General features: G+C 46.9%; 18 protein-coding genes. 7 read left to right on the top strand and 11 right to left on the bottom strand.

The genetic code is table 11. The features are described from left to right. Nucleotides 1–414: 414 nt before the first annotated feature. Nucleotides 415–1,539, bottom strand: a complete 1,125-nt coding sequence (tcmP, locus tag DP923_RS05765) for a three-Cys-motif partner protein TcmP (RefSeq protein ID WP_112304910.1) — start codon at nucleotides 1,537–1,539, stop codon at nucleotides 415–417. A 220-nt stretch (nucleotides 1,540–1,759) separates the two neighbouring features. Here tcmP and DP923_RS05760 point away from each other — a divergent pair, with 220 nt between their 5' ends. Beyond that, nucleotides 1,760–2,197 (top strand): hypothetical protein, encoded by a 438-nt coding sequence (locus DP923_RS05760; RefSeq protein WP_112304909.1) that lies wholly within the window; start codon nucleotides 1,760–1,762, stop codon nucleotides 2,195–2,197. Nucleotides 2,198–2,694: 497 nt separating this feature from the next. On the opposite strand, the gene DP923_RS05755 is transcribed toward DP923_RS05760, so the two are convergent. Further along, nucleotides 2,695–4,452, bottom strand: a complete 1,758-nt coding sequence (locus tag DP923_RS05755) for an ABC transporter ATP-binding protein (protein WP_112304908.1) — start codon at nucleotides 4,450–4,452, stop codon at nucleotides 2,695–2,697. 294 nt (nucleotides 4,453–4,746) lie between these two features. On the opposite strand from DP923_RS05755, the gene DP923_RS05750 reads away from it, so the two are divergent. Together DP923_RS05750 and DP923_RS05745 are read left to right on the top strand one after the other, a co-directional pair. Continuing rightward, nucleotides 4,747–6,306, top strand: a complete 1,560-nt coding sequence (locus DP923_RS05750; RefSeq protein WP_112304907.1) for a protein adenylyltransferase SelO — start codon at nucleotides 4,747–4,749, stop codon at nucleotides 6,304–6,306. Nucleotides 6,307–6,654: 348 nt separating this feature from the next. Beyond that, nucleotides 6,655–7,104 carry a CBS domain-containing protein gene (locus DP923_RS05745; protein ID WP_112304906.1) on the top strand — a complete coding sequence of 150 codons (450 nt, stop codon included), beginning with the start codon at nucleotides 6,655–6,657 and terminating at the stop codon, nucleotides 7,102–7,104. 182 nt (nucleotides 7,105–7,286) lie between these two features. Here DP923_RS05745 and hemA read toward each other — a convergent pair whose 3' ends face one another. The 5 genes from hemA to DP923_RS05720 form a co-directional block, all read right to left on the bottom strand. Then, on the bottom strand, nucleotides 7,287–8,543 hold the full coding sequence (hemA, locus tag DP923_RS05740; protein WP_112304905.1) for a glutamyl-tRNA reductase: 1,257 nt from the start codon (nucleotides 8,541–8,543) through the stop codon (nucleotides 7,287–7,289). A 219-nt stretch (nucleotides 8,544–8,762) separates the two neighbouring features. Further along, nucleotides 8,763–9,821: a response regulator gene (locus DP923_RS05735; protein WP_112304904.1), complete on the bottom strand. Its 1,059-nt coding sequence runs from the start codon at nucleotides 9,819–9,821 to the stop codon at nucleotides 8,763–8,765. A 5-nt stretch (nucleotides 9,822–9,826) separates the two neighbouring features. Beyond that, a complete protein-coding gene (locus DP923_RS05730) occupies nucleotides 9,827–11,053 on the bottom strand; it encodes a hybrid sensor histidine kinase/response regulator (protein ID WP_239020949.1) in 1,227 nt (408 codons plus the stop codon). An 84-nt stretch (nucleotides 11,054–11,137) separates the two neighbouring features. Next, a complete protein-coding gene (locus DP923_RS05725) occupies nucleotides 11,138–11,587 on the bottom strand; it encodes a response regulator (protein ID WP_112304903.1) in 450 nt (149 codons plus the stop codon). A gap of 11 nt (nucleotides 11,588–11,598) precedes the next feature. Continuing rightward, nucleotides 11,599–13,143, bottom strand: coding sequence for a PAS domain-containing sensor histidine kinase (locus DP923_RS05720; RefSeq protein WP_112305588.1), 1,545 nt, complete (start codon nucleotides 13,141–13,143; stop codon nucleotides 11,599–11,601). Nucleotides 13,144–13,669: 526 nt separating this feature from the next. Between DP923_RS05720 and DP923_RS05715 the strand changes: the two genes are divergently transcribed. Continuing rightward, nucleotides 13,670–14,776 carry a lysylphosphatidylglycerol synthase transmembrane domain-containing protein gene (locus DP923_RS05715; RefSeq protein ID WP_112304902.1) on the top strand — a complete coding sequence of 369 codons (1,107 nt, stop codon included), beginning with the start codon at nucleotides 13,670–13,672 and terminating at the stop codon, nucleotides 14,774–14,776. A 96-nt stretch (nucleotides 14,777–14,872) separates the two neighbouring features. Here the strand turns inward: DP923_RS05715 and DP923_RS05710 are convergent, their stop codons facing one another. Together DP923_RS05710 and DP923_RS05705 are read right to left on the bottom strand one after the other, a co-directional pair. Further along, nucleotides 14,873–15,331, bottom strand: coding sequence for a YybH family protein (locus tag DP923_RS05710; RefSeq protein WP_112304901.1), 459 nt, complete (start codon nucleotides 15,329–15,331; stop codon nucleotides 14,873–14,875). 125 nt (nucleotides 15,332–15,456) lie between these two features. Continuing rightward, on the bottom strand, nucleotides 15,457–15,981 hold the full coding sequence (locus DP923_RS05705) for a YMGG-like glycine zipper-containing protein (protein WP_112304900.1): 525 nt from the start codon (nucleotides 15,979–15,981) through the stop codon (nucleotides 15,457–15,459). Between the two features lie 291 nt (nucleotides 15,982–16,272). Between DP923_RS05705 and DP923_RS05700 the strand changes: the two genes are divergently transcribed. From DP923_RS05700 to DP923_RS05690, 3 genes are all read left to right on the top strand, one after another. Continuing rightward, a complete protein-coding gene (locus tag DP923_RS05700) occupies nucleotides 16,273–18,108 on the top strand; it encodes a PAS domain S-box protein (RefSeq protein WP_112304899.1) in 1,836 nt (611 codons plus the stop codon). Between the two features lie 98 nt (nucleotides 18,109–18,206). Beyond that, nucleotides 18,207–20,762, top strand: coding sequence for an ATP-dependent helicase HrpB (gene hrpB / locus DP923_RS05695; RefSeq protein ID WP_112305587.1), 2,556 nt, complete (start codon nucleotides 18,207–18,209; stop codon nucleotides 20,760–20,762). A 6-nt stretch (nucleotides 20,763–20,768) separates the two neighbouring features. Next, nucleotides 20,769–21,314 (top strand): DUF1697 domain-containing protein, encoded by a 546-nt coding sequence (locus DP923_RS05690; protein ID WP_112304898.1) that lies wholly within the window; start codon nucleotides 20,769–20,771, stop codon nucleotides 21,312–21,314. Between the two features lie 87 nt (nucleotides 21,315–21,401). Here DP923_RS05690 and DP923_RS05685 read toward each other — a convergent pair whose 3' ends face one another. Continuing rightward, nucleotides 21,402–22,733 (bottom strand): DUF58 domain-containing protein, encoded by a 1,332-nt coding sequence (locus DP923_RS05685; protein WP_112304897.1) that lies wholly within the window; start codon nucleotides 22,731–22,733, stop codon nucleotides 21,402–21,404. Further along, nucleotides 22,733–23,725: an AAA family ATPase gene (locus DP923_RS05680; RefSeq protein ID WP_112304896.1), complete on the bottom strand. Its 993-nt coding sequence runs from the start codon at nucleotides 23,723–23,725 to the stop codon at nucleotides 22,733–22,735. Before DP923_RS05680 ends, DP923_RS05685 begins: the two co-directional genes overlap by 1 nt.

The raw sequence follows: 23,725 nt of genomic DNA, 5'->3' as shown, positions 1-23,725 counted from the left end.
TTATTTCATAACATGCTTTTTCGCCTCGCCGGCTGGGCCCTACTTTTCTCTCCTGATATTCATCGGGATCTGCGACTTGATGCGTTTAACCACCCCGCCTGCGGCACCCCTCCTTGAAAAAGGAGGGGAGTTAGAACCGCTGAAGCCGTCTGATTTAACAGAAGTATGATATATACTTTGTTGAAGAATTAACTGATCGAAGAAAAAGACTTATCCCAGTTCTTGGGTTGAGCGCCTTTTAATTGTTGCGATGCCACGATAGGGGCAGCCCGCAGCGGAGCGAGGGCAGCTTCAAGTAAACAGCGCGATACCCGAGAACGAGTCCCAGCGGACTTGGAGCGAAAAAGCCAACCATACTACTTATACTTTAAAAGTTGAAAAGGCAAACTACGCCAGCAAAGTATAAATCACATCTTATTTATAAGCAATAATAGAAGTAAAACCCAACTTACGCATGGGCTGCCTGGAAACCGGATTGATAGCTGTAACAACATCCGCCTTTTTAAGCTGCTCGAACGCTTCGAGGTAATTACCGCGAATGTAGTTCGTGCCGATGTTGTGGTGCTTGTAAATACTTTCCAGGGGCAGGTTGTTGTAAAAGCTGGCTTTAGCGGCTAAATCGGCAGTCAGGTTTTTGATAGAGTAACGATACTGCTCCTGAAAAAGCGATAACTGGTGCTTGATGTTAGCTCCAAACAAAGGTACGCCGTCTTCCTGGTAATCGCTGTAAGACAACATCAGCTCCTTCATTTTCATGTAGGCCGCATCCGTCTTAGACACGAAAAACAAATAATGGCTGGTCTGGTTCTTTTTGGGCAAACTGATCTTGAACCTGAAAGTTTTATACTGCTTCTCCTTAAATATCTCTTCCAGCTGATCCGTGATGAAATCTTCGCGCTGGTTGGCGTCCTGGTGCTTTTCGCAGAAAGCTTTTATACTTGCGATGCGGTCTGCACCAAACAACTCATACAAAATATCTTTCTCAGATGCATTGGTTACAGCCGCCCGTATCTTCGCCGGACTAAAGAGCATAAACACATCGAGGCCCCATTTCTTAACGGACTGCAAAAGCAACTGCTGCGAAAAAGGATAACCAAACGGATCGAGGTAGAGCAAGGTAGGCGTATCGGTGCCGAGAAGTTTTGCCAGCAAACTGAAGTTGGCTTCTTCGTGCAGCAGCACCGGTTTATGAATCAGCTCCGCGTAGTAAGGTAATTGCAACAGGTGCTGCTTTAATTTGGCTGCTGTGGCCTGCTTTTCGTCGTTAAAAAATGTGCGGACAATTTTATTCAGATTTACTTTCTGCTGCGAGCCAAAAATGCTGTTGAGTATCTTAACGGGCGTGGCTGGTTTGCCTTCCTCATTGGTTCCGTCGCCGGCATACAGGTCTATAAAAGCCAGTGCCGGGTTGGCTACATACCGCTGCCCTCCCAGTTGTGCACTGCACCAGGCCTTGAAAAACTCGTTCAGCAGCTCCGACTTGATTTCGGAGGTGCTGCGTTGTTCTTTAAAAAAATCGCTTGTATCGGCTGTAGACATACGGAAACGAAAGTATAAAATGACGTAAACAGGTGGTAAATAGCAGCAACCAAAATTAACCAAATTGTTGCGCTTAGCTACAAATTTAAAGTAGCTATAAACCGGAAATCCATTTTAAAGATACGCCTACAGAAATTAAAACGTACTTTTGTAGCATACTTTGCAACAACGGCCTGTAGCCTGTTTTATACTTTGGCCAGCAAAACAAATCGCACAGCACATGAAATTAAAGGGCAATATTCTGAATATCAAATCCAAACGCGACAGTAACAACGCTGATATCGAACTGGAGATTGATAAGATCGAGTACATTACGTACAAAAAAGACGGAAAATACCACCAGCCTTTCGATTACATTGATGAACTGGAAACGCCCCTCATCCTTACCGGCGATTGCCTGGCGCGCGATAACACCAAGCATACCGAAGAAGGTGATTTTGAGTTTAAGGTATATGATAAAGCCGAGGACGGTACTTATACTTTAAATGAAAACAAACGCCTGGAGCTCAGCATTGAAGTGGATTTTGACGAAGGCCTTTCTATTTTGTCTGCTCTAACTTATACTGTCGTTATCTCGAACGACGAATTCCAGAAGCTGAAAAGCGACCGCGCCAAAGAAAGAAGAGCCAAAAAGGGAAGCCATCGTAAGGATAGGTAAAGTATAAAATTGGTGGTTAGTAGTGAGTTTTATACTTTGCTAGCGTAACTTCTTCCTGACTCAATTGAGAAGTTTTTATTTTATAGTTAGCTTTTTCGCTCCAAGTCCGCTGGGACTCGTTCTCGGGTATCGCGCTGTGCTCATTCCCTGCCTTACGGCTGCTGCGCACCGGAAATTCACAAGGCGCTCAACCCAAGAACTGGGATAAGTTTTTCTCTTCTATCAGCTTAAATTATTCGCATAACGAATAATAATTTATACTACCGCAAAGAGAAATAGACCTTAGCCAGGTGCACGTTGCCGACAATTCGCTGTTTGAGCGTTCAGCGAGTTTCGAATTGTCTTGATTCTTTTGCTTACTTTGGGGGTAGGGGCCCTCTGTTCTCATCAAGGAGAAAAGTGAGGCCTAGCCGGCGAGGCGAAAAAGCACACTATAAAAAAAGAACTTCTCAATTAACCTAAGCAGCCAGCAACGCAGGCAAAGTATAACTTACCACTTATTTAATCAACTCAAGCTTACGTTCCCCAATCTGCTGTCGCCACATGGCATAGTATAAGCCTTTTTGCTCCAATAGCTCATTATGGCTGCCCTGCTCCACTATCTTTCCTTTTTCAAGTACGAAAATAATATCGGCGTGCATGATCGTGGAAAGCCGGTGCGCAATCAGGATGGTGATCTGCTCGCGCAACGCGGAGATCTCCCGCACAGTCGCAGTAATTTCTTCTTCTGTCAGGGAGTCTAAAGCGGAGGTGGCTTCATCAAAAATGAGGAGACGCGGGTTCCGGATCAGGGCGCGGGCAATAGACAAACGCTGCTTTTCGCCACCAGACATTTTCAGTCCGCCTTCCCCTATCTGCGTGTTAATTCCGTTTTTAGAGCGGGCCAGCAAATTGGTACAGGATGCCTTCTGCATAGCCGTTACAATTTCGTCGTCAGTCGCGTCTGGTTTTACAAATTGCAGGTTGTCTTTGATGGTGCCCGAAAACAGGTTGGTTTCCTGGGTTACAAAGCCAAGTTGCCGGCGCGCCTCGTTCAGCCAGATCTCTTTGCCCGACGTGTTGTTATAGTATACTTCGCCGGTAACGGGTACATAAAGCCCGACCAGCAATTTTACCAGCGTAGATTTACCCGAACCCGACGGTCCCACAAACGCAATGGTATCGCCAGTGTTGGCTTCAAACGAAATTCCGTCTAAAGCATTTTGTGGCGCATCGCGGTGCCGGAATACCACGTCTTCAAAACGCAACTGCTGTATCGGGCCAATGTCGATGGCAGATTCGGGGCGTTTCTCAACCGGCTTTTTCATCAGTTCATCAAAGTTAAACAGGGCAGCCTCCGCTTCGCGGTAAGCAAGTATGATAGTACCTAAATCCTGCAACGGCCCGAAAATGCTCACCGAAATAAACTGCATCGAGATCAGTTCTCCTGTAGTCAGTTTATCCCGGAAAATCAGCCAGAGCAAGGTAAAAAGTATAGATTGCTTGAGTAGGTTGAGGGCCGTGCCCTGCAGGAAAGACAAGGTCCGGACGCGCTTTACTTTTACCATTTCCAGCTCAAAGATCTGCTCGGTGTGCTGCCGCAGCCGGCGTACTTCCTGAAACGTCAGCCCCAGGCTTTTGACCAGTTCTATGTTGCGCAGCGATTCGGTGATCACTCCTGACATTTTGTTGGTTGCCCGGTTAATGGAACGCTGCATCGTTTTGATCTTCGCGCTCAGCAAGCTGGTCAGTCCGCCCAGCACCACAATTCCAATCAGGAAAATAGGCACCAGCGCCCAGTGTTTTGTTATGGCATACCAAACCAGAAACCCAACCCCCACGATAGACGAAAACAGGATGTTGATGAAAGCTGTGATAAAGCGTTCAGTATCGCGGCGCACCCGCTGAAGTATAGACAATGTTTCGCCGCTGTTTTGGTCGGCGTACTCCTGGTACGAGAGGCGCAGCGTCTGCTTCAGGCCATCGTTAAAAATCTGCACTCCGAATTTCTGCACCACCAGGTTGGTCATATACTCCTGAAAAGCTTTGGCCAGCCTCGAAAGCAACGCAATGCCAACTGCCAGCGCCATCAGGGTAACGGCACCTTTTACCCGTTCATCGGCCGGCATCGTATAAGGCGGCGTGGCATAATCATCAATTATTTTTCCGAAGATAACCGGGTCGAGCAGGGCCAGCACCTGGCTAATGCCTGCCAGTAACAGCGAAAGTATAACCAGGCCACGGTGGGGTTTCAGGTAGTTCCAGAGAACGCGCATGCAAGTATGAGTAGTTGGAGTTTTCCTGTTACGCTCAAAATCACCCCAAGTATAAATTCAGATTTTTAGCTGTTTACATTAGATACTTTACTACCCGATTTAATTTTTAAATTAAATTAAAATCTTTATACTTTTCATAATCAGTATATTATATGCATAAACCAATATACATACTTTAAGTAAACAGACCACTTTTTCAACTTTTCGAGTATAAATTCTGTTTAAAAACAACCGGAACTAAAGCACGCCAGCCGTACCTTTAAACCGGTTTATCCCTACTTTTAAAAGAGAGACATGCAAAGCTTAAGCACCAAAACATATAAAAAAGAATTTACAGACCATTTTCCGGGAGATGAGAGCGGCGACAAGAAGCCCCGCCAGACACCTGGTGTGCTGTACAGCAAAGCCATCCCTACGCCAGTAGCGCAACCAACGCTCATAGCCTGGTCTGATGAGCTGGCACAGGAACTTGGCATCGAGAAGCCCACCGAACAGCAGGAAGTAGACATCCTGGGCGGAAACCGCATTGCCGATACCATGTACCCGTACGCTGCCTGCTATGCGGGCCACCAGTTCGGTAACTGGGCAGGGCAACTCGGCGATGGAAGGGCCATTACGCTGGGCGAAATGGAAGCCCCGGATGGCAAGACCTGGGAACTGCAATTAAAAGGCGGTGGACCGACGCCCTACTCGCGTAGGGCAGATGGCCGCGCTGTGCTGAGATCGTCTGTTAGAGAGTATCTAATGAGCGAAGCCATGCATTACCTGGGCGTACCTACTACCCGTGCCCTCAGCCTCGTGGAAACGGAGGAACCTGTACTGCGCGATATGTTCTACAACGGCAATGCCAAGTATGAGCCCGGCGCCATTGTGATGCGTGTAGCTCCCAGCTTCCTGCGCTTCGGTAATTTTGAGATACTGGCTGCGCGCAAAGAACTGGACAATCTTCGCAACCTTACCAACTGGACGATAGACCGTTACTATCCACACATTAAAGGAGAAGATAAAGTACTCACCTGGTTTAAAGAGGTGATGGAACGCACCGCAAGTATGGTGGTGGAATGGATGCGGGTCGGCTTTGTGCATGGCGTTATGAATACAGATAACATGTCTATACTTGGCCTCACCATCGATTATGGCCCTTACTCCTTCCTGGATGATTACGACCCGAACTTTACGCCCAACACCACCGACCTACCCGGCAGACGCTATGCTTTCGGCAGACAGCCTTCTGTGGCGCACTGGAACCTGGGCTGCCTGGCCAGCGCTATTGCTCCGCTGCTTCCGGATACCAAAGAACTGATCGCGCTGCTGGAAAGCTACCAGGCAGTAGTATCAGAGAAGTATTACACCATGATGGGCAACAAACTGGGCTTTGACGAAATAAAGGAAGCAGACCTAGCCTTTATCACGCAATTCGAGGAGATGCTCGGCGAACTGCAACCCGATATGACAATTTTCTACCAGTTACTGATAAACCTACCGTTATCAGTTGATAATGAGATAGAAGTTGCAAATCATTTCAAGGAAAGCTTTTACAAAGAGCTGACTAATAAAGAAAGCACTTTGCTATTTGAATTGATGCAGCAATATGCAACTCGGATTCAACAGAACAGCATTTCCAGGGAAGCTTCGCAGCAGATGATGCAGGCCGCTAACCCACGATTTATACTTCGTAACTACCTGTTGCACCAGGCTATCGAAGAACTGGAAAAAGGCGAAAACACGCTGTTCCTGAAACTACAGGAAGCCATGAAGAAGCCTTACGAAACCGTACATAAGGAGTTCTTTGCCAGGCGTCCCGACTGGGCAAGCCAGAAAGCAGGTTGCTCTATGTTATCGTGCAGTTCGTAAAGTAACAGCTGTTTTATACTTCGCCTTCAACCGGCCAACGTCTCTGTAACCCGATGCGTTGGCCGGTTTCTTTTTGCTCTATATTATACTTTATTACAACATATAAACTGCTTTTCCAATGCTGATTCTCTTTAGCTGCTGCAAGTGTTTTTAAGTGGAATTTATACTTTGATTACAGTAATTACATTAACTGCTTTCCCCTATCTTGGATTTAGCCATGCTTTTTATCCATGAAAGTTTAGCTATTCATTCTGTATTAAACTCAGCTTTAGCTATACTTTATTTTAAATAATCGTATATAAGACTTAACTATTTAAATATTGTGTTTTAATCTAAAAGGAGGTGCAGATGGGAACAGTTCGACACATTTTACAGAAAAAAGGGCATGAAATCATTTCGATAAACCCGGATGCTACGGTGTTCAGGGCGCTGGAGCTTTTGGTTGAAAAGAATGTAGGGTCGCTGCTGGTACTGGATGGAGGTAAGCTGACCGGTATTTTTACGGAACGGGATTATGCCCGCAAAGTAATCCTTAAAGCCAAGGCCTCTAAACAAACGCCGATCCGGGAAATTATGAGCACACAATTACTGACCGTTACTTCTGATACCACCGTGCAGGATTGCATGAACCTGATGACCCAAAAGTTTATCCGCCATTTACCGGTTATCGAAAATAACGAACTGAAAGGCCTTGTTTCTATAGGTGATCTGGTGAAGTATATTATCGAAGAGCAGCAGTTCATTATTGGCAAACTGGAACATTACATTTCCGGGCACCACGAAGCCATGCTGAGTTAACAGACAGGTTATTGCTTTGAACAACAAGCTGTTTCGGCTTGTTGTGCGGGAGCTCTGTTAAGAATGGAGCCGGTTGCTGAACTCAGTTAAGGTTATAAATGGATAATTGTGCTTAACAACGCCATTACAAGTATGCCACTGAGAGCCCTACAGAGATTTTATACTTGGTACAGGAGTTGGAATTAAGCTTCCTGCTGATCGAGGTTAAACAACGCGCTTAAGCCTTCCAGCAAGGCCTCGGATTCGCCGCGCATACAGGCCGCCTTTAGCTCTAACGCTGGCAGTTTTACAATCTTGTTCAGGATGTTGCGGGTAATGGCTTCCACCATTTCTTTTTCAGAATCGCCCAGCTTTTTTAAATAACGGTTAACTTCCTGTTGCCTGATTTCTTCGAGGCGGCTTTTAAACTGTTGCAAAGCCGGCGACATAGCCAGTTCTTTGGTCCAGGTGGCAAACTCTTCCATGTTATCCGCAATGATCTGCTTTACCGCCGGGATGGCTGCCAACCGTATTTCCAGGGCTTCGGTTGCACGGTTCTTTATGTTATCGATGTTGTGTACCGTAACGCCTTCCAGCTCTGTTAAAGCAGGATCGATGCTGCGTGGCATCGATAAATCCACAAAAAACTTAGGCGCCTGTAGTGGGGCTATATCCACTTTAGAAATGTAAAAGCAATCGCCGGGTACGGAAGAAATGATCACATCAGCCAGCTTTATTTCAGCTTGCACGTTTTCCCAGTAAACCGCAGTGGCACCGGTATTTTTGGCCAGTTCCAGCGCTTTGTGGTAGGTACGATTGGCTATGATGATATTGTTAATAGAAGATTTCTGGAAGTTATCACACACATTCGCCCCGATCTCCCCTACTCCGATCATTAATACGCGTGGGTTTTCGATGTTCTTGGTCAGCTCTTCTACCAGTTCAACAGCGGCATACGAAACCGAAGCTGCGCCATCAAAAAATGATGTCTGGTTAAAAACCTGTTTGTTAGCAGAAAAGATAGTGTGCAGCAAGCGGTGCAGAAAAGGGCCGGCCATGTTTGCATCTGCCGTCCATTGGTACGCTTTTTTTACCTGGTTCAGGATCTGCATATCGCCCACCACCAACGACTCCAGGCCCAGCGCTACATAAAACAAATGCTGCACAGCCTCCTTTGCGTTAGTTATACTTGTAAAATAGGGCGCGATATTTTTGGTTGCCATAAACCCTCTTTCCATCGCAATCAGCTTGATCAGTGGCTGCGAAAGATCGGCTTCGGAAGTATAATACACCTCGGTGCGGTTGCAGGTCGAAAGTACGAGTACGTCCGTGGCATCTGTAAATTCGCTTATCTTGGCCAGCAGGTTCCGGCTCGCGATCTCATTCAGTGCTACGGCTTCGCGCACGGCAATCGGGGCCGATTTGTAAGATAAAGTAAGGGCTTTAAATCTGTTCTGCATGGTGGAGTATTAATCTTCGGATGCAAATTTCAGCATAAAGCCGGTTCAAAAACATGATCTATGTCAGTTATTATACTTGATTGATGTCAGTAATGCGCTAAATGGTTAAATGCCAGACTGCAACTTAGTAATATGTACCGGCCAGAAACAAGCACAGCTATACGCCGGAGCTATCCCTAATGATTTATCGCAAAAATGTACGCTGCAAGCATTTGAGCACTAATTCCGCATTTTGGTCAGTTTATCCATGTTCAGAATCGTAATTTTGCTACCCTGGCTATCGAGGATCTTTTCGTCTTTAAAGTCGGCGAGTGTCCGGATAACCGTTTCTTTGGAAGCGCCCACGATGCTGGCCAGGTCTTCGCGCGTGATCAGGATCTGCGGTTGTGCCTCATCGCTCTGAAACTGTTTATGCACCAGCAACAAAGCTTCTGCCACACGTTTGCGCACCGAGTTATAAGCCAGTTTCAGTAACCGCTCTTCCCGGTCAGCCAGGTCATCAGACAGTATTTTAATGAACTTGGCCGCCACATCGCGGTTGCGGTGCATCAGCGAGAAAAAGTCTTCTTTCGGGATACTATATACTTCAGAATCCTCCATGGCAATGGCTGTTTCGCGGTAGTGAGATTCTTCCAGCAGGTCGAGGTAGCCGATAAAGTCGCCTTCTTTGTAGAGGTTGGTAATGTAATCGCGGCCTTCCTCATTCGACTTAAAACCTTTTACCTTGCCCTTATTAAGGAAGTATAAAGTATTGGGCCGGTTGCCTTCCATGAAGAGGTATTGCTTCTTTTTGAAAACAGTCATTTTGCACTCTTCCGAAATGAATTTCTCCAGTTCTTCGTAGCCTTTTGCTTCTTCGATAAACTGGGCCAGACCGGTGGCATTTTTCTGGAATTCAGCTTTCAGAATCTCGTTTTTCTTCAGGCGCATTTCAATCGCGTCCAGCAATTCCACATCGTCAAATGGCTTGGTCAGGTAATCGTCTGCACCCAGGTTCATGCCTTTCCGGAAGTCTTCTTTCTCAGCTTTCGCCGTCAGGAAAATGAAAGGGATGCCAGACGTTTCCGGGTTTTTGCTAAGCAAATGCAGTACGCCGTAGCCATCCAGTTGGGGCATCATAATATCACACACAATCAGATCAGGAAGCTCTTTCCGGGCCAGGTCTACGCCCGTTTTTCCGTTATCTGCTTCAACTACCGTGTAGTTGGCCAGTTCCAGAATTTCGGCTGTATTTTCTCGTATTTCGGGATTGTCTTCTATTAAGAGTATCTTTTTCATGTTTCTTAATTAGTGGGAAGTGTGATGGTAAAAGTAGTGCCCTGGCCCAGTTCGCTGGTATAAGTTAAAGTGCCCTGCATCAGTTCTACGTAACGTTTTACAATGTTCAGGCCCATGCCCGTGCCTTGTATGTTTACCGCATTCTGTGCCCTGAAAAAAGGGGTAAACAAATGCGCTTTATCAGCTTCAGGTATCCCTATGCCCCGGTCTTGTACCTGTATGGTTATAGCTGTTTTCTCTACTTTGGTGGTTAACAGGATTTCTTTGTCTGCCCCCGAATATTTACTACCGTTGGATAACAGGTTGAGCAGGATATTTTTAAAAAGCTGCCTGTCTACATTAGCGGTTTCGTGTGAGGAGAGGTGCTGGTAAGTAATCTTCTGGCCCTGTTTCAGGAAACCCTGCATCTCATCTACAATCTCGGTGGACTGGTTTTTTATATTGAACGTGCTTGGCACATTGTGGATCATACCTTCCTCAATGCGGCTCAACGACAGGAAATCATCCAGAATAGTGGTAAGGTTGCTAACCGAAGACTTGATGCGGTTAACATGCTTCTGCCGTTTTTCGTCATCTTCTGTTGTTTTATACTTGCCGATCAGCGAAGCCGAGGACAGTACAGTACTGAGCGGTGTCCGGAACTCGTGGGAAGCAATGGTTACAAACCGGGATTTAAGTTCGTGCAGTTCTTTTTCTTTCTGCAGGGCTTTGTAAATTTCCTGCTGCGCTTCATAAAGGCTTTCGTTTGTTTTCTCGAGCTTTTCTATGGCTTCGGCTAGTTCCTGGGTGCGTACTTCCACGCGCAACTCCAGTTCTGCGTTCAGTTTCTGTATCTCAGCCAGGCTTTTGGCATGTTCTATACTATACCTGATCGAGCGGTCAAGGTCGAAGGGGTTAAAGGTTCCTTTTACCAGGTAATCCAGCGCGCCGGCCCGCATTGCTTTTTCGTCTGTTTCGATGTCGCTCTGGCCCGTTAAAAGTATAAACGGGGCTTTGGTGCCGGCTGCAACAGCTCTGGTAAGTAACTCCAGGCCGTCGTGTGCGCCCAAATGGAAATCGATCAGGTACACATCGTGCAGTTGCTGTTTTATAAGTTCTTCGGCTTCTTTAAAAGAAGAAGCCCACGACAACGTATACTTTCGCCCCGGTATATCGCTTATAATATCACGCGTGATCACGAAATCATCTTCGTCGTCATCAATCAACAAAACCTGAATCTTTTCGGGCATCATTTTAGTTTTGAGTCGTGTTCTGAGTTTTAAGCCGAATAAGGGTATTCATACTTTTCAACCCGCTTACGTTTAGTTTATTACTGATCAGGGGCGCGGCAGCTCCACTATTTCGAACCAGTATTTGCTTAACGTGGCCATGGTATCTACCAGCGCCGCAAACGTAACCGGCTTTGTTACAAACGAACTTACGCCCAGGTTATAGGTGCGCATAATGTCCTCTTCAGCTTTGGAAGTGGTTAGCACTACAATCGGAATGATCCGTAACTTTTCATCAGCTTTGATCTCTTTCAGCGCTTCGCGGCCGTCCTTTTTCGGCATATTCAGATCCAGCAAAATAATGCCGGGTGCCGGGTGCGCAATTTTATCCGTATACTTGCCCCGGTTATGCAGGTAATCCAACAGCTCCTCCCCGTTTTCAACAAAGTGCATTTTATTTGAGAGATGGCATTCCTCCAGCGCGTCTTTTACAAGCATGCGGTCTTCGGCATCATCATCAGCAATAAGTATTACAATTGATCTTTTCTGAGGGCTCATGTATGCTATAGTTAATCCTTAAAATGTTGTTTTGCAATGGTGATGATAAACGTTGTGCCTTCGCCGGGCTTGCTTTGCGCCGTAATATCGCCGCCGTGGTGAATGGCAATTTTGCGGCAAACAGCCAGCCCTATGCCCGACCCTTCGTACTTTTGCCCTTCCAGGCGCTGAAAGATATTAAAAATTCTGTCGAGGTATTTTTCCTCAAACCCGATACCGTTGTCCTGCACATAAATCTGTAGCAGCTCATCGCCGGGCGTAGAGGTTAAATGGGCGCGGGCCTGTACATCGCGGGCGTAAATATGGATGCGCGGGGCCTCGTTCTCTTTTTTAAACTTGATGGCGTTGCTTACCAGGTTCTGAAACAGCTGGCGCATCTGCAGCGGGTCAGCCTGTATTTCGGGCAGCGCTTCATAAGTTACCGTGGCATGGCTGTTCTCTATCGAAACTTCCAGGTCAGAGAGCACTTCCTGCAGTACCGTTTCGAGTGATATTTTAACAAAAGGCTTCGATTTACTGGCCACCCTTGAGAAATCAAGCAGGTCGTTGATGAGGTTTTGCATACGCGAGGCAGCATTCAGCATGCGGTCCACGTAATCTTTACCCTGGTCGCTTAGGGTGTTGTATTCTTTCGTCTTCAGCCGGTCGCCGAAGGCCTGTATCTTGCGCAACGGCTCCTGCAGGTCATGCGACGAAACGTAGGCAAAATCCTGCAGCTCGCGGTTACTGCGTTCGAGTTCGGCGGCATAACGGCGCAGGCGCTCTTCGCTTAACTTTTGCTGCGTGATGTCGTGCACAAAGCCGGTGTATACTTTTCGGTCGCTGAGCTGTACTTCGCTTATACTTAAGTATAGCGGGAAAATCGTTTTGTCTTTTTTAAGCCCTGATACTTCGCGCCCGATCCCGATGATTCTTTTTTCGCCGGTCTGGTGATAGTGGTATAGGTAATTATCGTGCAGGCTGTGGTCGGGCTCGGGCATCAGCATGCTTACGTTGTTGCCGATCATCTCTTCGGGCTGGTAACCGAACAGTTTGCAGGCAGCGGGGTTTACCATTTCCATTTTTCCGCGCATATCAATGGTAATAATGCCATCTACAGCAGTCTGGATAATAGAGTTGATCTGGTTTTCGCTTTCGCGCAGGGCATCTTCCGCTCTTTTCAGCTCCGTGATGTCGTGCACAATGCCTGTAAATATGATCCGGTCCTGAAGCTTTACCTCACTTATACTTAGCAAAAACGGAAAAACGGTTCCGTCTTTTCGCTTGCCCTGTACCTCGCGGCCTTTGCCTATGATCTGCCCGATGCCGGTAGTCAGGTAATTTTTGATGTAGCTATCGTGCAGGCCTTTGTCGGGCTCGGGCATCAGCATGCGTATGTTATGGCCGATCATTTCGTCAGGGTCAAAACCAAAAATGCGTGCCGCCGCCGGGTTTACCGTTTCAATGGTACCATGCCGGTCAATCGTGATAATGCCATCAATGGCCGTATCGATAATGGCTTTTAACCGTGAGCGGGTATCTAAGTTTGGATCGGAGTTCTGGAGGTTATCGCTCAATTTTTCTCTTTTTTGTTTACTGTACAAACTGCCTTCAGTTTTATAAACTTCTGCAAATGTGCCATTTATACTTTGCAGCACGATAGCCTGTTGCTACAAAGATACCTGTTACGGCAGCTAAATTGAATTTAAATTACATTTAAAAAGATTCCTAAGCCAGAAAAAAGCAGCAAAAGCCTGTCTGTTTTATACTTCTTTCGTTTTCTTTCAGTTTAAGACTGGGGCCCTGCTCTATAGGCCAGACCTGATTTAGGCCCTGCATGAAAACAATTTAAGGCAAATATGGCTTCTGTACTTTTAAAGGCAATAAGCTAAGATCCCGGTTTACATTGTAGCCGTAAGTCATACTTTATAAAAACACAGACCTGTTTAAAAAGGAACCGTAATTTACAGGTAGATGTAGTAAGAGCAATTACCAAGGTTAAGTTTAGCGTTGCTGAAAGGTTAAAAAAATACGCTAATTTTGGTACCACAGCTTCTGTTCCTTTGCCGGGGCTGTCAATATTAAATCAGTAGAAAGAATAGTATGGCATTGAATGAGCAAAAACTCCAGAAACAATTTTCAGCTCGCAAAATATTATTGCCAGTCGCGCTGGGGTTGAGTGTCATCGGTTATATGTTATACCGAAACTTTGAGCCCGGCCAGCTACAAACCTTAATGCAGGCAAGCCCGCTCTGGATCGGGATTATGTTTCTGGTGCTTTTTATCCGTGATTTTGGCTACATCTACCGCATCCGTTACGTGACCGACAAAGCCCTTAGCTGGAAACAAAGCCTGAACGTGATCCTGCTCTGGGAATTTGCCTCGTGTGCGCTTCCTTCGGTGGTGGGTGGCTCTACAGTGGCTGCGTTTATACTTTACAAAGAGAAAATCCCGTTAGGCAAATCTATTGCGCAGGTAATGGTAACGGCCCTGCTCGATAATTTATACTTTGTGCTGGCTGTACCGTTGGTGGTGCTTTTTGCCTGGGATGCGGCCATGCCCGGATTGGATGTGTTAAATCAGGCTGTGCTTAACAGCCTTGAAGTGGCTTTTCTGGTAAGTTATATACTGGTAACGCTCTATGCTTTTTTAATGTCTTATGCGCTGTTTATAAACCCGCGTGCCGTTAAAAGACTATTGATCCGGATTAGTATGCTGCGTTTGTTTAAGCGCTGGCGCGTTTCCTTATTTAACCATGCCAACGAGTTGCTGGTTGCCTCCAGACACATGCGCCACAAGGATGCTTCTTACTGGTTACGGGCAAGTATATCTACCATCTTCGTCTGGACGGCCCGTTATGCCATTATTGGTTGTATGATTGCCGCTTTTACAGAACTCAGCCTCAACGACCATGTGATTATTTTCGCCCGCAACCTGATCTATAAAGTGGTGCTGATGATGTCGGTAACACCGGGCGCTGCCGGTCTGGCGGAGATTGCTTTCCCTGCCTTTTTCGGAGTTTTTGTGGGCAGCTTTACGACCGTAATTGTGTTACTTTACCGCTTGTTAACCTATTATTTATACTTGGTTCTGGGTGCGATTGTGTTCCCGCGCTGGGCAGCCAAAGCCTTCAGCAAACCCGATACGATTGTTGCACCGACTGCAGAAAACCTGAACAAACCTGTACAGGAAGAGATCTCCATCAAATAGTTTTTACAGCAGGCTATACTTTATACTTGCTTACAATTACAAAAGCCATACTTGCTCCCGGCAAGTATGGCTTTTGTAATAAGGCATAAATGTATGTTAGTTATTTTTCACTTCAACGGGCAAGTCTTCGAGTTGGGCATAGCTTAGTTTCCAGGCACCGTTCTTTTGCTTTTTCCAGAGAAGCATAAAATTACCTTCCCCTTCGCCTGCCGGTTCGCCGGGGCCAGACGGCAGCACATCCACTGAAAAAGTACCGGCTTCATAGGCAATCTCACTGTCAGTGCCGGAGCTTACCACGTTTGTTTTAAGGTCGGCAATGGTACCAAGCGTTTCATCCACCCACTTTTCAGATACTTCAGCTTTACCGTTAAAATGAATTTCGCCCTGCACAAAACTAACATCGTCGGCTAAAAGCGAATCCAGCACGGTGGCATTTCTGTTGTTCCAGGCTCCGATAAATTGCTGGTTCAGTTGCTGTACATTTACTGGCGCTTCTTTATCAGCACATGAGGCAAATGTTACCGCCAGGGTGAGTAATAAGATTAGATTTTTCATAATATCACGTTTTTTATCAAAAAAAGAGAGCGACTTAAGCTGCTCTCTTTTTTATGGTTTGTACTAAATGTGTTGCCTGAAACGTAAAATAGCTAAAGTAGTTTCGGGCATATTAAGTATAAAAATTACCAGCTTTTTCTTCTGTATTCGGAAGTAGAGTAAGGCTTGGTACGGTCGCCGTAGGCTTCGTTTGGTAAATAGATCGCACTCATCAGGTAAGGCGTAGGTTCATCGTTTTTAGCTGTATAAGCCATCGCGGCTCTGTCGGATTGCACGCTGTTACGAACTGCCTGCTGCTTTCTGGCCGGCGAGCTTACTGCCGGCGTGTTGTTGCTGGCAAGTATGGCACGGTTGGCTGCTGCGGCTCTGTTTTCGGCTGCAATACGTTCCGCTTCTCTTTTCTTCTGTTTGTTATCCACTATTTTGCCAACACCGTAACCGGCTGCGCCACCTACTACACCACCTACAACGCCACCTACTACACGGTTACGTTTGTTAATGATAGCACCGGCAGCAGCACCTGTACCGGCACCTATTACGGCACCTTTAGCCTGCGGGCTCCAACGTTTTCTTTCTTGTGTTTGTGCTGAGCCTGAATAAGCGAGCGTGAAGACAAACAAGAGGGTTAAGATATAAGTTACTTTTTTCATGATCTTAAATTTTAAATTCTGAACACTATACGAATCTGTTTGTGCCAAAGTCAAACGGTGTGCCAGAAAATAAAAACCAAACAATCAATCCACGGCAAGCACAGGGTTTGCAGCAGCAATTTCAATTTCAATCTAATTGATAAATAATCACTTGCATTTAGCTTCAGCTTAATATTTTATTTTAATTAACTTAAACATGTTTGCTGTATACCAGTAAAGTTAAAAGTATAACTACTTAGCTTGCCCTGTATTTTTCCTTTATTATGTAGACCAGATACGCAAACCTAAACTATGGATAAGCCAGCGCTTACGACAGCTTTTTATGAAACTCTGTTACTACAAAGTAACCTGTTGGTTTTTGTATCAGATCAGGAGTGCGTACTTACATATGTCAGCGAATCGAGTGAGGCCATACTTGGGTATCCCCCACAACAACTGACCGGCAAAAAATGGACAGACTACCTGCACCCACAGGAGGCCGATATCATCAAAACCTGCACTTTTAATAAGTATAAAGAACCCGGCACAACTTATGGCCATCTAAGAACTGCCACCGGCAATTGGCTTCTGATGGAATTTAACTGCAATAGCACCGGGCAGGGCTTTGTTGTTATCTTAAAAAAGGCCGCGAGCCAAAGTGCAGGCGCAACCAAAGATCTGAGCTATTACCACGCATTATTCAGCACCCACCCGGGGTTTGTGTTTACAATTTCGATGGGAGGTATTTTTGAGAAGGTGAATACAAATGTTTTGCAGTTGCTGGGTTACACCACCGATCATGTGGCCGGCCAACCTTATACTTTGCTTTCGGGAGCAGCTTTCCAAAAAGAGATCGAACACACCTTAAAAAATTTAACAGACCGCAATCCTTCTTTTTTTGAAGATACCATTTTAACAGCAGCCGGTGTTCCGAAAGCCCTGCGTTTTGTAATTGTGCCCGTTTTCCTGGATGAGAAAAAGTTGGGTATACTGGGCATTGCCCGCGACATAAGTGCCGAGCAAGCAGCCCGCAGGGAACTCGAGAAGTTATCTCTGGTAGCCAGTAAAGCTGTAAGTTGTGTTCTGATAACCGATGCTGCCGGTAAAACCGAATGGGTAAACGATGAATTTACACGCGTTACCGGCTATACCTTGCAGGACGCGATGGGCATTACACCGGGGCAGTTACTGCAAGGCAAAGACACTGATACGGCCACCATCCAGTTCATGCGCGAAAAGATACGGGCAGCAGAACCGTTTTATGTAGAGGTGATCAATTACCGGAAGAACGGCGAAAAATTCTGGTTTAACATGGATATTATTCCGCTTTTTGATGCGGGTGGTAACCTGATCCAGTTTTTTGCCATTCAGAATGATATTGATGAACGAAAGAAAACACAGGAGAAAATGCGCCTGCTCACAGAAGACCTGATCCGGCATAACAAAGACTTACAGCAGTTCATCTACATAGTTTCCCATAACCTGCGTGCGCCTGTAGCCAACATCCTTGGTCTTACTTCCATCCTTGAAAACTACCACAACTCGCCGGAGGTCGTCAACAGAACCATCCGCAACCTGAAACAGACATCCGTTGGCCTCGATACCGTTATCAAAGACCTGAACGAAATCCTCTCCGTCCGGAACGCCAACGGGCTTGTAAAGTATGAAAAAGTAAGTTTTAAGGTGATCTGCCAGGAGATCATAAACAGCCTGAAAGGGAAACTCGAAAGTATAAATGCCAGCGTTACAATTGCGATTCCGGCCAGAATTTGTGTGACGGCAAACAGGGCTTTTCTGTACAGTATTTTCTTTAACCTGATCACAAACGCCATTAAGTACAGAAACAGGCACCGGCCTTTGCAGATCACGATCAGATATATTTCGCTTAAAACCAGGTATGAGATCAGCGTGAGCGATAACGGAAAAGGGATTGACCTGGAAAAAAACAGTAACCAGCTCTTTAAACTTTATGGCAAAATAGACAGGCAGGCCGAAGGTCGGGGCATTGGCCTGTACATGGTTAAAACGCAGATGGAAGCCATAAACGGAACCATCAAAGTGGAAAGCCAGCCGGGGGAGGGAACCACATTTATACTTTGTTTCAGGAAAACCAGAGCCTCTTTACCAAAGCTTACCCCTGCCAGTTAGTATATCCTCGCTATACTTTCCAAATCTGCATCAACTCCATTTCGGAAGCAGGAAGCGGATACGTATATTTCAAAAAGTTTACGCAACTTTGCCTAGCTATGTCATTTGCTACCCCCTTTCCTGATTTACCCGACCTGCCTGTAAAAGAAGCGCTGCCTGCGTTACTTGCTGCTTTACACACCCATACCAGAGCCGTACTTGAAGCGCCTCCCGGAGCCGGAAAAACCACGCTGGTTCCCCTTGCTTTGCTAAAAGCCGACTGGCGCTACGATGGTAAAATACTGATGCTGGAGCCCCGCCGCCTGGCGGCACGCGCTGCCGCACAACGCATGGCCGAACTGCTTAACGAGCCAGTCGGGCAAACGGTAGGTTACTGGGTGCGCATGGAGCATGTAGCCTCTGCAAAAACTAAAATTGAAGTGGTAACCGAAGGTATCCTCACCAGGCTTTTGCAGGAAGACCCGGCGCTTGAAGGTGTTACAGCTATTATATTTGATGAGTTTCATGAACGCAGTTTGCCTGCTGATGTAGGGCTGGCACTGGCACTGGATGCACAGGCTGTGCTGCGCCCCGATCTGCGTTTGCTTGTTATGAGCGCAACGCTGGATGCGGCTTCGGTGGGGAGTTGGCTGGAAGCGCCTGTTGTGCGCAGCGAAGGCCGTATGTTTCCGGTAGAGACGCTTTACCTTTCGCCTGCTGAGGTGGCCGCTGCCGGCAACCGCCCTGCCGAACGATTGGCGAACCTGGTTCCGAAAGCGATCCGGAAAGCGCTGGAAAAACACCCGGTAGGCGACTTACTTGTTTTTGTGCCCGGCATGGGCGAGATGCGGAAAATCGCGCAGCAACTGGATGGCAAACTACCCGCTGCTACCGACCTGCACCTGCTCCACGGCGACCTCACTTTAAACAAACAACTGGCCGCCATCCAGCCTGCCCCCAAAGGCAAACGCAAAATTGTTTTAGCCACCAGTATTGCCGAAACCAGTTTAACTATAGAAGGCGTGACCATTGTAATAGATGGCGGATTTGCGCGTGTACCCAAGTTTGTGCCCCGCACCGGATTAACCACTTTAGTTACCATTCCTGTTTCAGAAGCTGCCGCCAACCAGCGCCGCGGGCGTGCCGGGCGTCTGGCACCGGGTACATGTTACCGCCTTTGGTCTTCAGCCGACCAACTGCAATTAACTCCCCGCCAAGCCCCCGAAATTTGTGAAGCTGACCTGACAGGCTTAGTACTGGAACTAGCACTTTGGGGCGTAAAAGATGCCACTACTTTAAAATGGCTCGATGTACCACCACCGGCCGCACTTTCGCTTGCGAAAGATTTACTGGTCAGGCTACAGGCCATTAACGAAGATCAAAAACCAACCAAACACGGCAAAGCACTGGCTGCCTTAGGCTTGCACCCCCGGTTGGGCCATTTGGTGGTACGTGGCCAGGAAATGGGGCTTGGGGCCACTGCCTGCGCCATTGCAGCCATACTTTCTGAAAAAGACGTTCTGAAATCCGTAGAGCAAAACCGCAGCAACCTGCTCCCCGATCTGGCTTTACGCTTAGAACTCCTTCAGGGCAAACGGCCTCATACTCCCGGTTTTCAGGTAGATGAAAATGGGTTGAGAAGAGTGCGCGAGCAGACTTTATACTTGCAGCAACGCATTCGGGAACAAAACTTAAGTATAAAACCCGACATGGCAGGCTTGCTGACCGCCCTCGCCTACCCCGACCGTTTGGCACAGCGCGAAACCTCCGGTAAAGTACGCCTGATCACCGGTCAGCGCGCCGTTCTGCCAACCGAGTTCTTCAGCGAAGCACCTTTTTATGGCGTGGCCCATCTCGAAAATAACCAGCAGGCCCGCGTGATGCTGGCAGCACCAGTTACGAAAGAAGAACTACTGGAACATTTTGCCGAACAGGTAGCCGAAGTACAGGAAGTATACTGGGATGAGAAAACAGAACGCGTCTTAGCGCGGCAGACCACCAAATTAGGAGCACTCCTGCTGGATGAGAAAACGCAACCCAAACCTGACCCGGAGTTGGTGGCAGCAGCGCTACTAAAAGCGCTTTTAGCAAAAGGAATTGCCCGCTTGCCGTGGTCTGAAACAGCACACCAAACCCGCAAAAGACTGGCATTTCTGCAGCAGCTTAACCCTGAGCAATGGCCTGATGTATCTGATGAAGCACTGGAGGCAAGTATAGAAGTATGGCTGTTTCCCCATTTGGCAGGGTTACGGTCTTTGGAACAGGTGGCAAGATTGGATTTTAACGAAATGTTGCTTTCTGAACTGAGTTGGGAGCAGCGCCAGGAAATGGACCGGTTAGCGCCTACCCATTTGCCCGTACCCAGCGGTTCCCGCATTGCACTGGATTATTCTGAACCAGCAACGCCTATACTTGCCGTACGGTTGCAGGAAGTTTTCGGGATGCTCGACACGCCCCGGATTGGCGGCGGAAAAGTGCCCTTGCTCATACATTTGCTTTCGCCGGCTTCGCGCCCGGTACAGGTTACCCGTGACCTCCGCAGCTTCTGGAACACAGGCTATTTTGACGTGCGCAAAGACCTGCGCGGCCGCTACCCCAAACACCACTGGCCCGACGACCCTTTAACTGCACAGGCAATCAGAGGAACCAAGAAAAGACCACAAGGCTTTAATTAACAGAACATGCAGACTTTTATCGCCTTGCTACGAGGCATCAATGTGAGCGGCCAGAAGAAAATCCTGATGTCTGATCTGAAAAAACATTTCGAGGAATTGGGCTTTACCAACGTACAGACTTACATCCAAAGCGGGAACGTGCTCTTTCAATCCGAAGAAAAAAATGCAGCTATACTTCAGGCTGAGATCGAAAAGATGATCCTGGCAAAGTATAATTTTAAAGTAGTTACGTTGCTCAGAACGCCCCCTGAACTTAAAGAAGCTATAAACGCCAATCCGTTCCTGCACGAACCTGAAAAGGAATTGAGCAGGCAATATGTTACGTTTCTATCTGAGGTACCCGCACCTGAGAACCTGGTAAAGATTAACGCCTCAGCTTACGATCCGGAAGAATACCGCCTGGTTGGTACAACGCTATACTTTTATTCGCCGGCAAATTATGGCAAAGCCAAAATGAGCAACAATTTTTTCGAGAACAAACTAAAGCTGAAGGCCACCACCCGCAACTGGGCCACTGTCAATAAGCTTATGGAGCTGGCTGGCAAACTTTAACATCAGCAGTAAAAGAGTAACGCTTGCATCTAATCTCATGTCCTATATCGGTATAAATGCGTAACAGTTACTTTTGATGTGCTTGTTTTAGATCAGACCTCTGGCTTTCAGTTCCAGGTATTTGTTGATGGTATTTACGGTCAGCTGTTCAGGTGCTGTCAGGATAGTATGGATTCCGTGTTGCTGGAGTTCCTTTACAATCTGGCGTTTGTTGTAATCAAACTGCTGGGCAATGGTTTTAGTGTAAACAGCTTCTGTTGTAGCGGCTGGCTTATACAGTAAAGTCTGCAGTTCGGTATTTTCAAAAAACACAACCACTAACAAATGATGCTTTGCAAGCGCACGCAGGTACGGCAACTGGCGCTGGCAACCATTCAGTGTTTCAAAGTTTGTAAATAACAGTAAGAGGCTACGTTGCGTAATTTTTCGGCGGACAGTTACGTACAGGCGTTCATAATCTGTTTCCTGGTACATGGTTTTCTGGTTATAAAGCAGCTCCAAAATGTGCCGCAATTGTCCGGCATTCCGTTGGGCCGGAAGTATGTTGCTGATGTTATTGGAAAATGTGATAACGCCGGCCTTATCCTGCTTTTTGAGTGCAATGTTAGCAATAACCAGGGCCGCGTTAATGGCATAATCCAGCAGACTGAGACCAGCAAATGGCAATTGCATCACACGGCCTTTGTCGATGAGGCAATATACCTGTTGCGATTTTTCATCCTGGAAACTGTTTACCATCAATTCTGACCTGCGTGCGGATGCCTTCCAGTTGATGGAGCGCTGATCATCTCCGGCTACATAAGACCGTATCTGCTCAAACTCTGTACTCTGCCCAATGCGCCTTACCCGTTTAATGCCGCGCTCCTGCAGCCTGTTTGACAGAGCCATCAGCTCATATTGTCTCATTTGTATAAACGATGGGTACACGCTGGCTTCCTGATCCTGGGCAAAGCGGTAGCGCCGTTTTACAAGTTGTAGCATGCCTATTGCAAAAACATTAATGGCCCCGAAGTTATAGCTGCCCCGCTTCGTAGGCCTGATAGTATACTGCAGCACATGTGTACGGTTCTTGGGAATATGCGCCTCAAACAGGTTATCGCGTTTCTGAAACTGAAACGGCAGTTCGTCAATTATTTCGGCATGCACAGCAAAAGTATACTTATTTTCGAGGTACAGGTAAATCTCATTGTCGCTTCCGTTCGATAGTTTTTCCTGCATGCTACGGCTGGCAAACATTCCCTCACGCGTCCGGTAAAGGAGGAACACATCCAGCAGGGAAAACAATAACAGTAAGCCCGCAACTACTTTAGCAATTACATAAAGTACAGGAACGAAAAAAGCAAGCACAAAAAGAAACACGATACCCGAAAGGCTCAGGTATAACCGGTTTGTAAAGTATAAACTGCGTAAAAACTGCACTAGCGAGGTACTTCTATTTTCTGAATGATCATTTTGATGACCTCATCCGGTGTACTCCCTTCCATTTCGCGCTCAGGAGTAAGCATAACGCGGTGTCGAAGTACAACTGGCGCAAGCTCCTGTATATCTTCCGGCGTAACAAAACCGCGGCCGCGGATAGCAGCTAGTGCTTTCGCGCTGTTAAGCAAAGCAATAGAAGCTCGCGGGGAAGCGCCCAGGTACAACGATTTACTGATTCTGGTCTCGCCTACCAATTGTGCTATGTACTCCAGTAGTTTTTTATCAAGATGTACAGCTTGCACGGCTTGTCGCAAGTCAATTAATTCAGCAGCAGTAAGTACAGGTTTTACACATTCCAGGTCTTTTTTTAAGTTGGCTCCTTTATGTTGGAGCTCCAGTATAAACACTTCCTCGGCCAGGCTAGGATAGGCAACCAGAACTTTAAACATGAACCTGTCCAGCTGTGCTTCCGGCAACCTGTAAGTACCTTCCTGTTCTATTGGGTTTTGGGTTGCCAGCACAATAAACGGAGCATCTAAGGTATAACGTACACCATCGTGGGTGATGTGCTGTTCCTCCATTACTTCGAAAAGCGAAGCCTGGGTTTTGGCTGGAGCGCGGTTAATCTCATCAATCAGAACAATGTTAGCGAAAACAGGTCCCTTTTTATAGTCGAATGTGCCGGTTACCGGATGAAAAACAGAAGTACCGAGTACATCAGAAGGCATCAGATCCGGTGTAAACTGAATCCGGTTAAAATCTACCTGCACGGTGCGCGCCAGTAATTTGGCTGTAAGCGTTTTAGCTACGCCGGGCACCCCTTCGAGCAGTACATGCCCGTCTGCAAGCAAGGCTACCAGTAAAAGCTCTATTAAGTTATCCTGCCCTACTACTACCTGCCGTAACTCTTGTTTGATAGCCTGCATGGCATTTTGTAAGACGCTGTAGTCGGTTTTATTTTCCTGTACTAAAGTTAGTGCTTCATTTTCCAT

Source organism: Pontibacter arcticus (assembly GCF_003284895.1).
In the GTDB taxonomy this organism is placed as follows: Bacteria; Bacteroidota; Bacteroidia; order Cytophagales; family Hymenobacteraceae; genus Pontibacter; species Pontibacter arcticus.
This window is presented reverse-complemented; position numbering and strand designations above follow the sequence as displayed.

Coding starts and splice junctions, on each gene's coding strand:
- tcmP (WP_112304910.1), bottom strand. CDS start 1,539: ATGTCTACAGCCGATACAAGCGATTTTTTTAAAGAACAACGCAGCACC.
- DP923_RS05760 (WP_112304909.1), top strand. CDS start 1,760: ATGAAATTAAAGGGCAATATTCTGAATATCAAATCCAAACGCGACAGT.
- DP923_RS05755 (WP_112304908.1), bottom strand. CDS start 4,452: ATGCGCGTTCTCTGGAACTACCTGAAACCCCACCGTGGCCTGGTTATA.
- DP923_RS05750 (WP_112304907.1), top strand. CDS start 4,747: ATGCAAAGCTTAAGCACCAAAACATATAAAAAAGAATTTACAGACCAT.
- DP923_RS05745 (WP_112304906.1), top strand. CDS start 6,655: ATGGGAACAGTTCGACACATTTTACAGAAAAAAGGGCATGAAATCATT.
- hemA (WP_112304905.1), bottom strand. CDS start 8,543: ATGCAGAACAGATTTAAAGCCCTTACTTTATCTTACAAATCGGCCCCG.
- DP923_RS05735 (WP_112304904.1), bottom strand. CDS start 9,821: ATGAAAAAGATACTCTTAATAGAAGACAATCCCGAAATACGAGAAAAT.
- DP923_RS05730 (WP_239020949.1), bottom strand. CDS start 11,053: ATGATGCCCGAAAAGATTCAGGTTTTGTTGATTGATGACGACGAAGAT.
- DP923_RS05725 (WP_112304903.1), bottom strand. CDS start 11,587: ATGAGCCCTCAGAAAAGATCAATTGTAATACTTATTGCTGATGATGAT.
- DP923_RS05715 (WP_112304902.1), top strand. CDS start 13,670: ATGGCATTGAATGAGCAAAAACTCCAGAAACAATTTTCAGCTCGCAAA.
- DP923_RS05710 (WP_112304901.1), bottom strand. CDS start 15,331: ATGAAAAATCTAATCTTATTACTCACCCTGGCGGTAACATTTGCCTCA.
- DP923_RS05705 (WP_112304900.1), bottom strand. CDS start 15,981: ATGAAAAAAGTAACTTATATCTTAACCCTCTTGTTTGTCTTCACGCTC.
- DP923_RS05700 (WP_112304899.1), top strand. CDS start 16,273: ATGGATAAGCCAGCGCTTACGACAGCTTTTTATGAAACTCTGTTACTA.
- hrpB (WP_112305587.1), top strand. CDS start 18,207: ATGTCATTTGCTACCCCCTTTCCTGATTTACCCGACCTGCCTGTAAAA.
- DP923_RS05690 (WP_112304898.1), top strand. CDS start 20,769: ATGCAGACTTTTATCGCCTTGCTACGAGGCATCAATGTGAGCGGCCAG.
- DP923_RS05680 (WP_112304896.1), bottom strand. CDS start 23,725: ATGGAAAATGAAGCACTAACTTTAGTACAGGAAAATAAAACCGACTAC.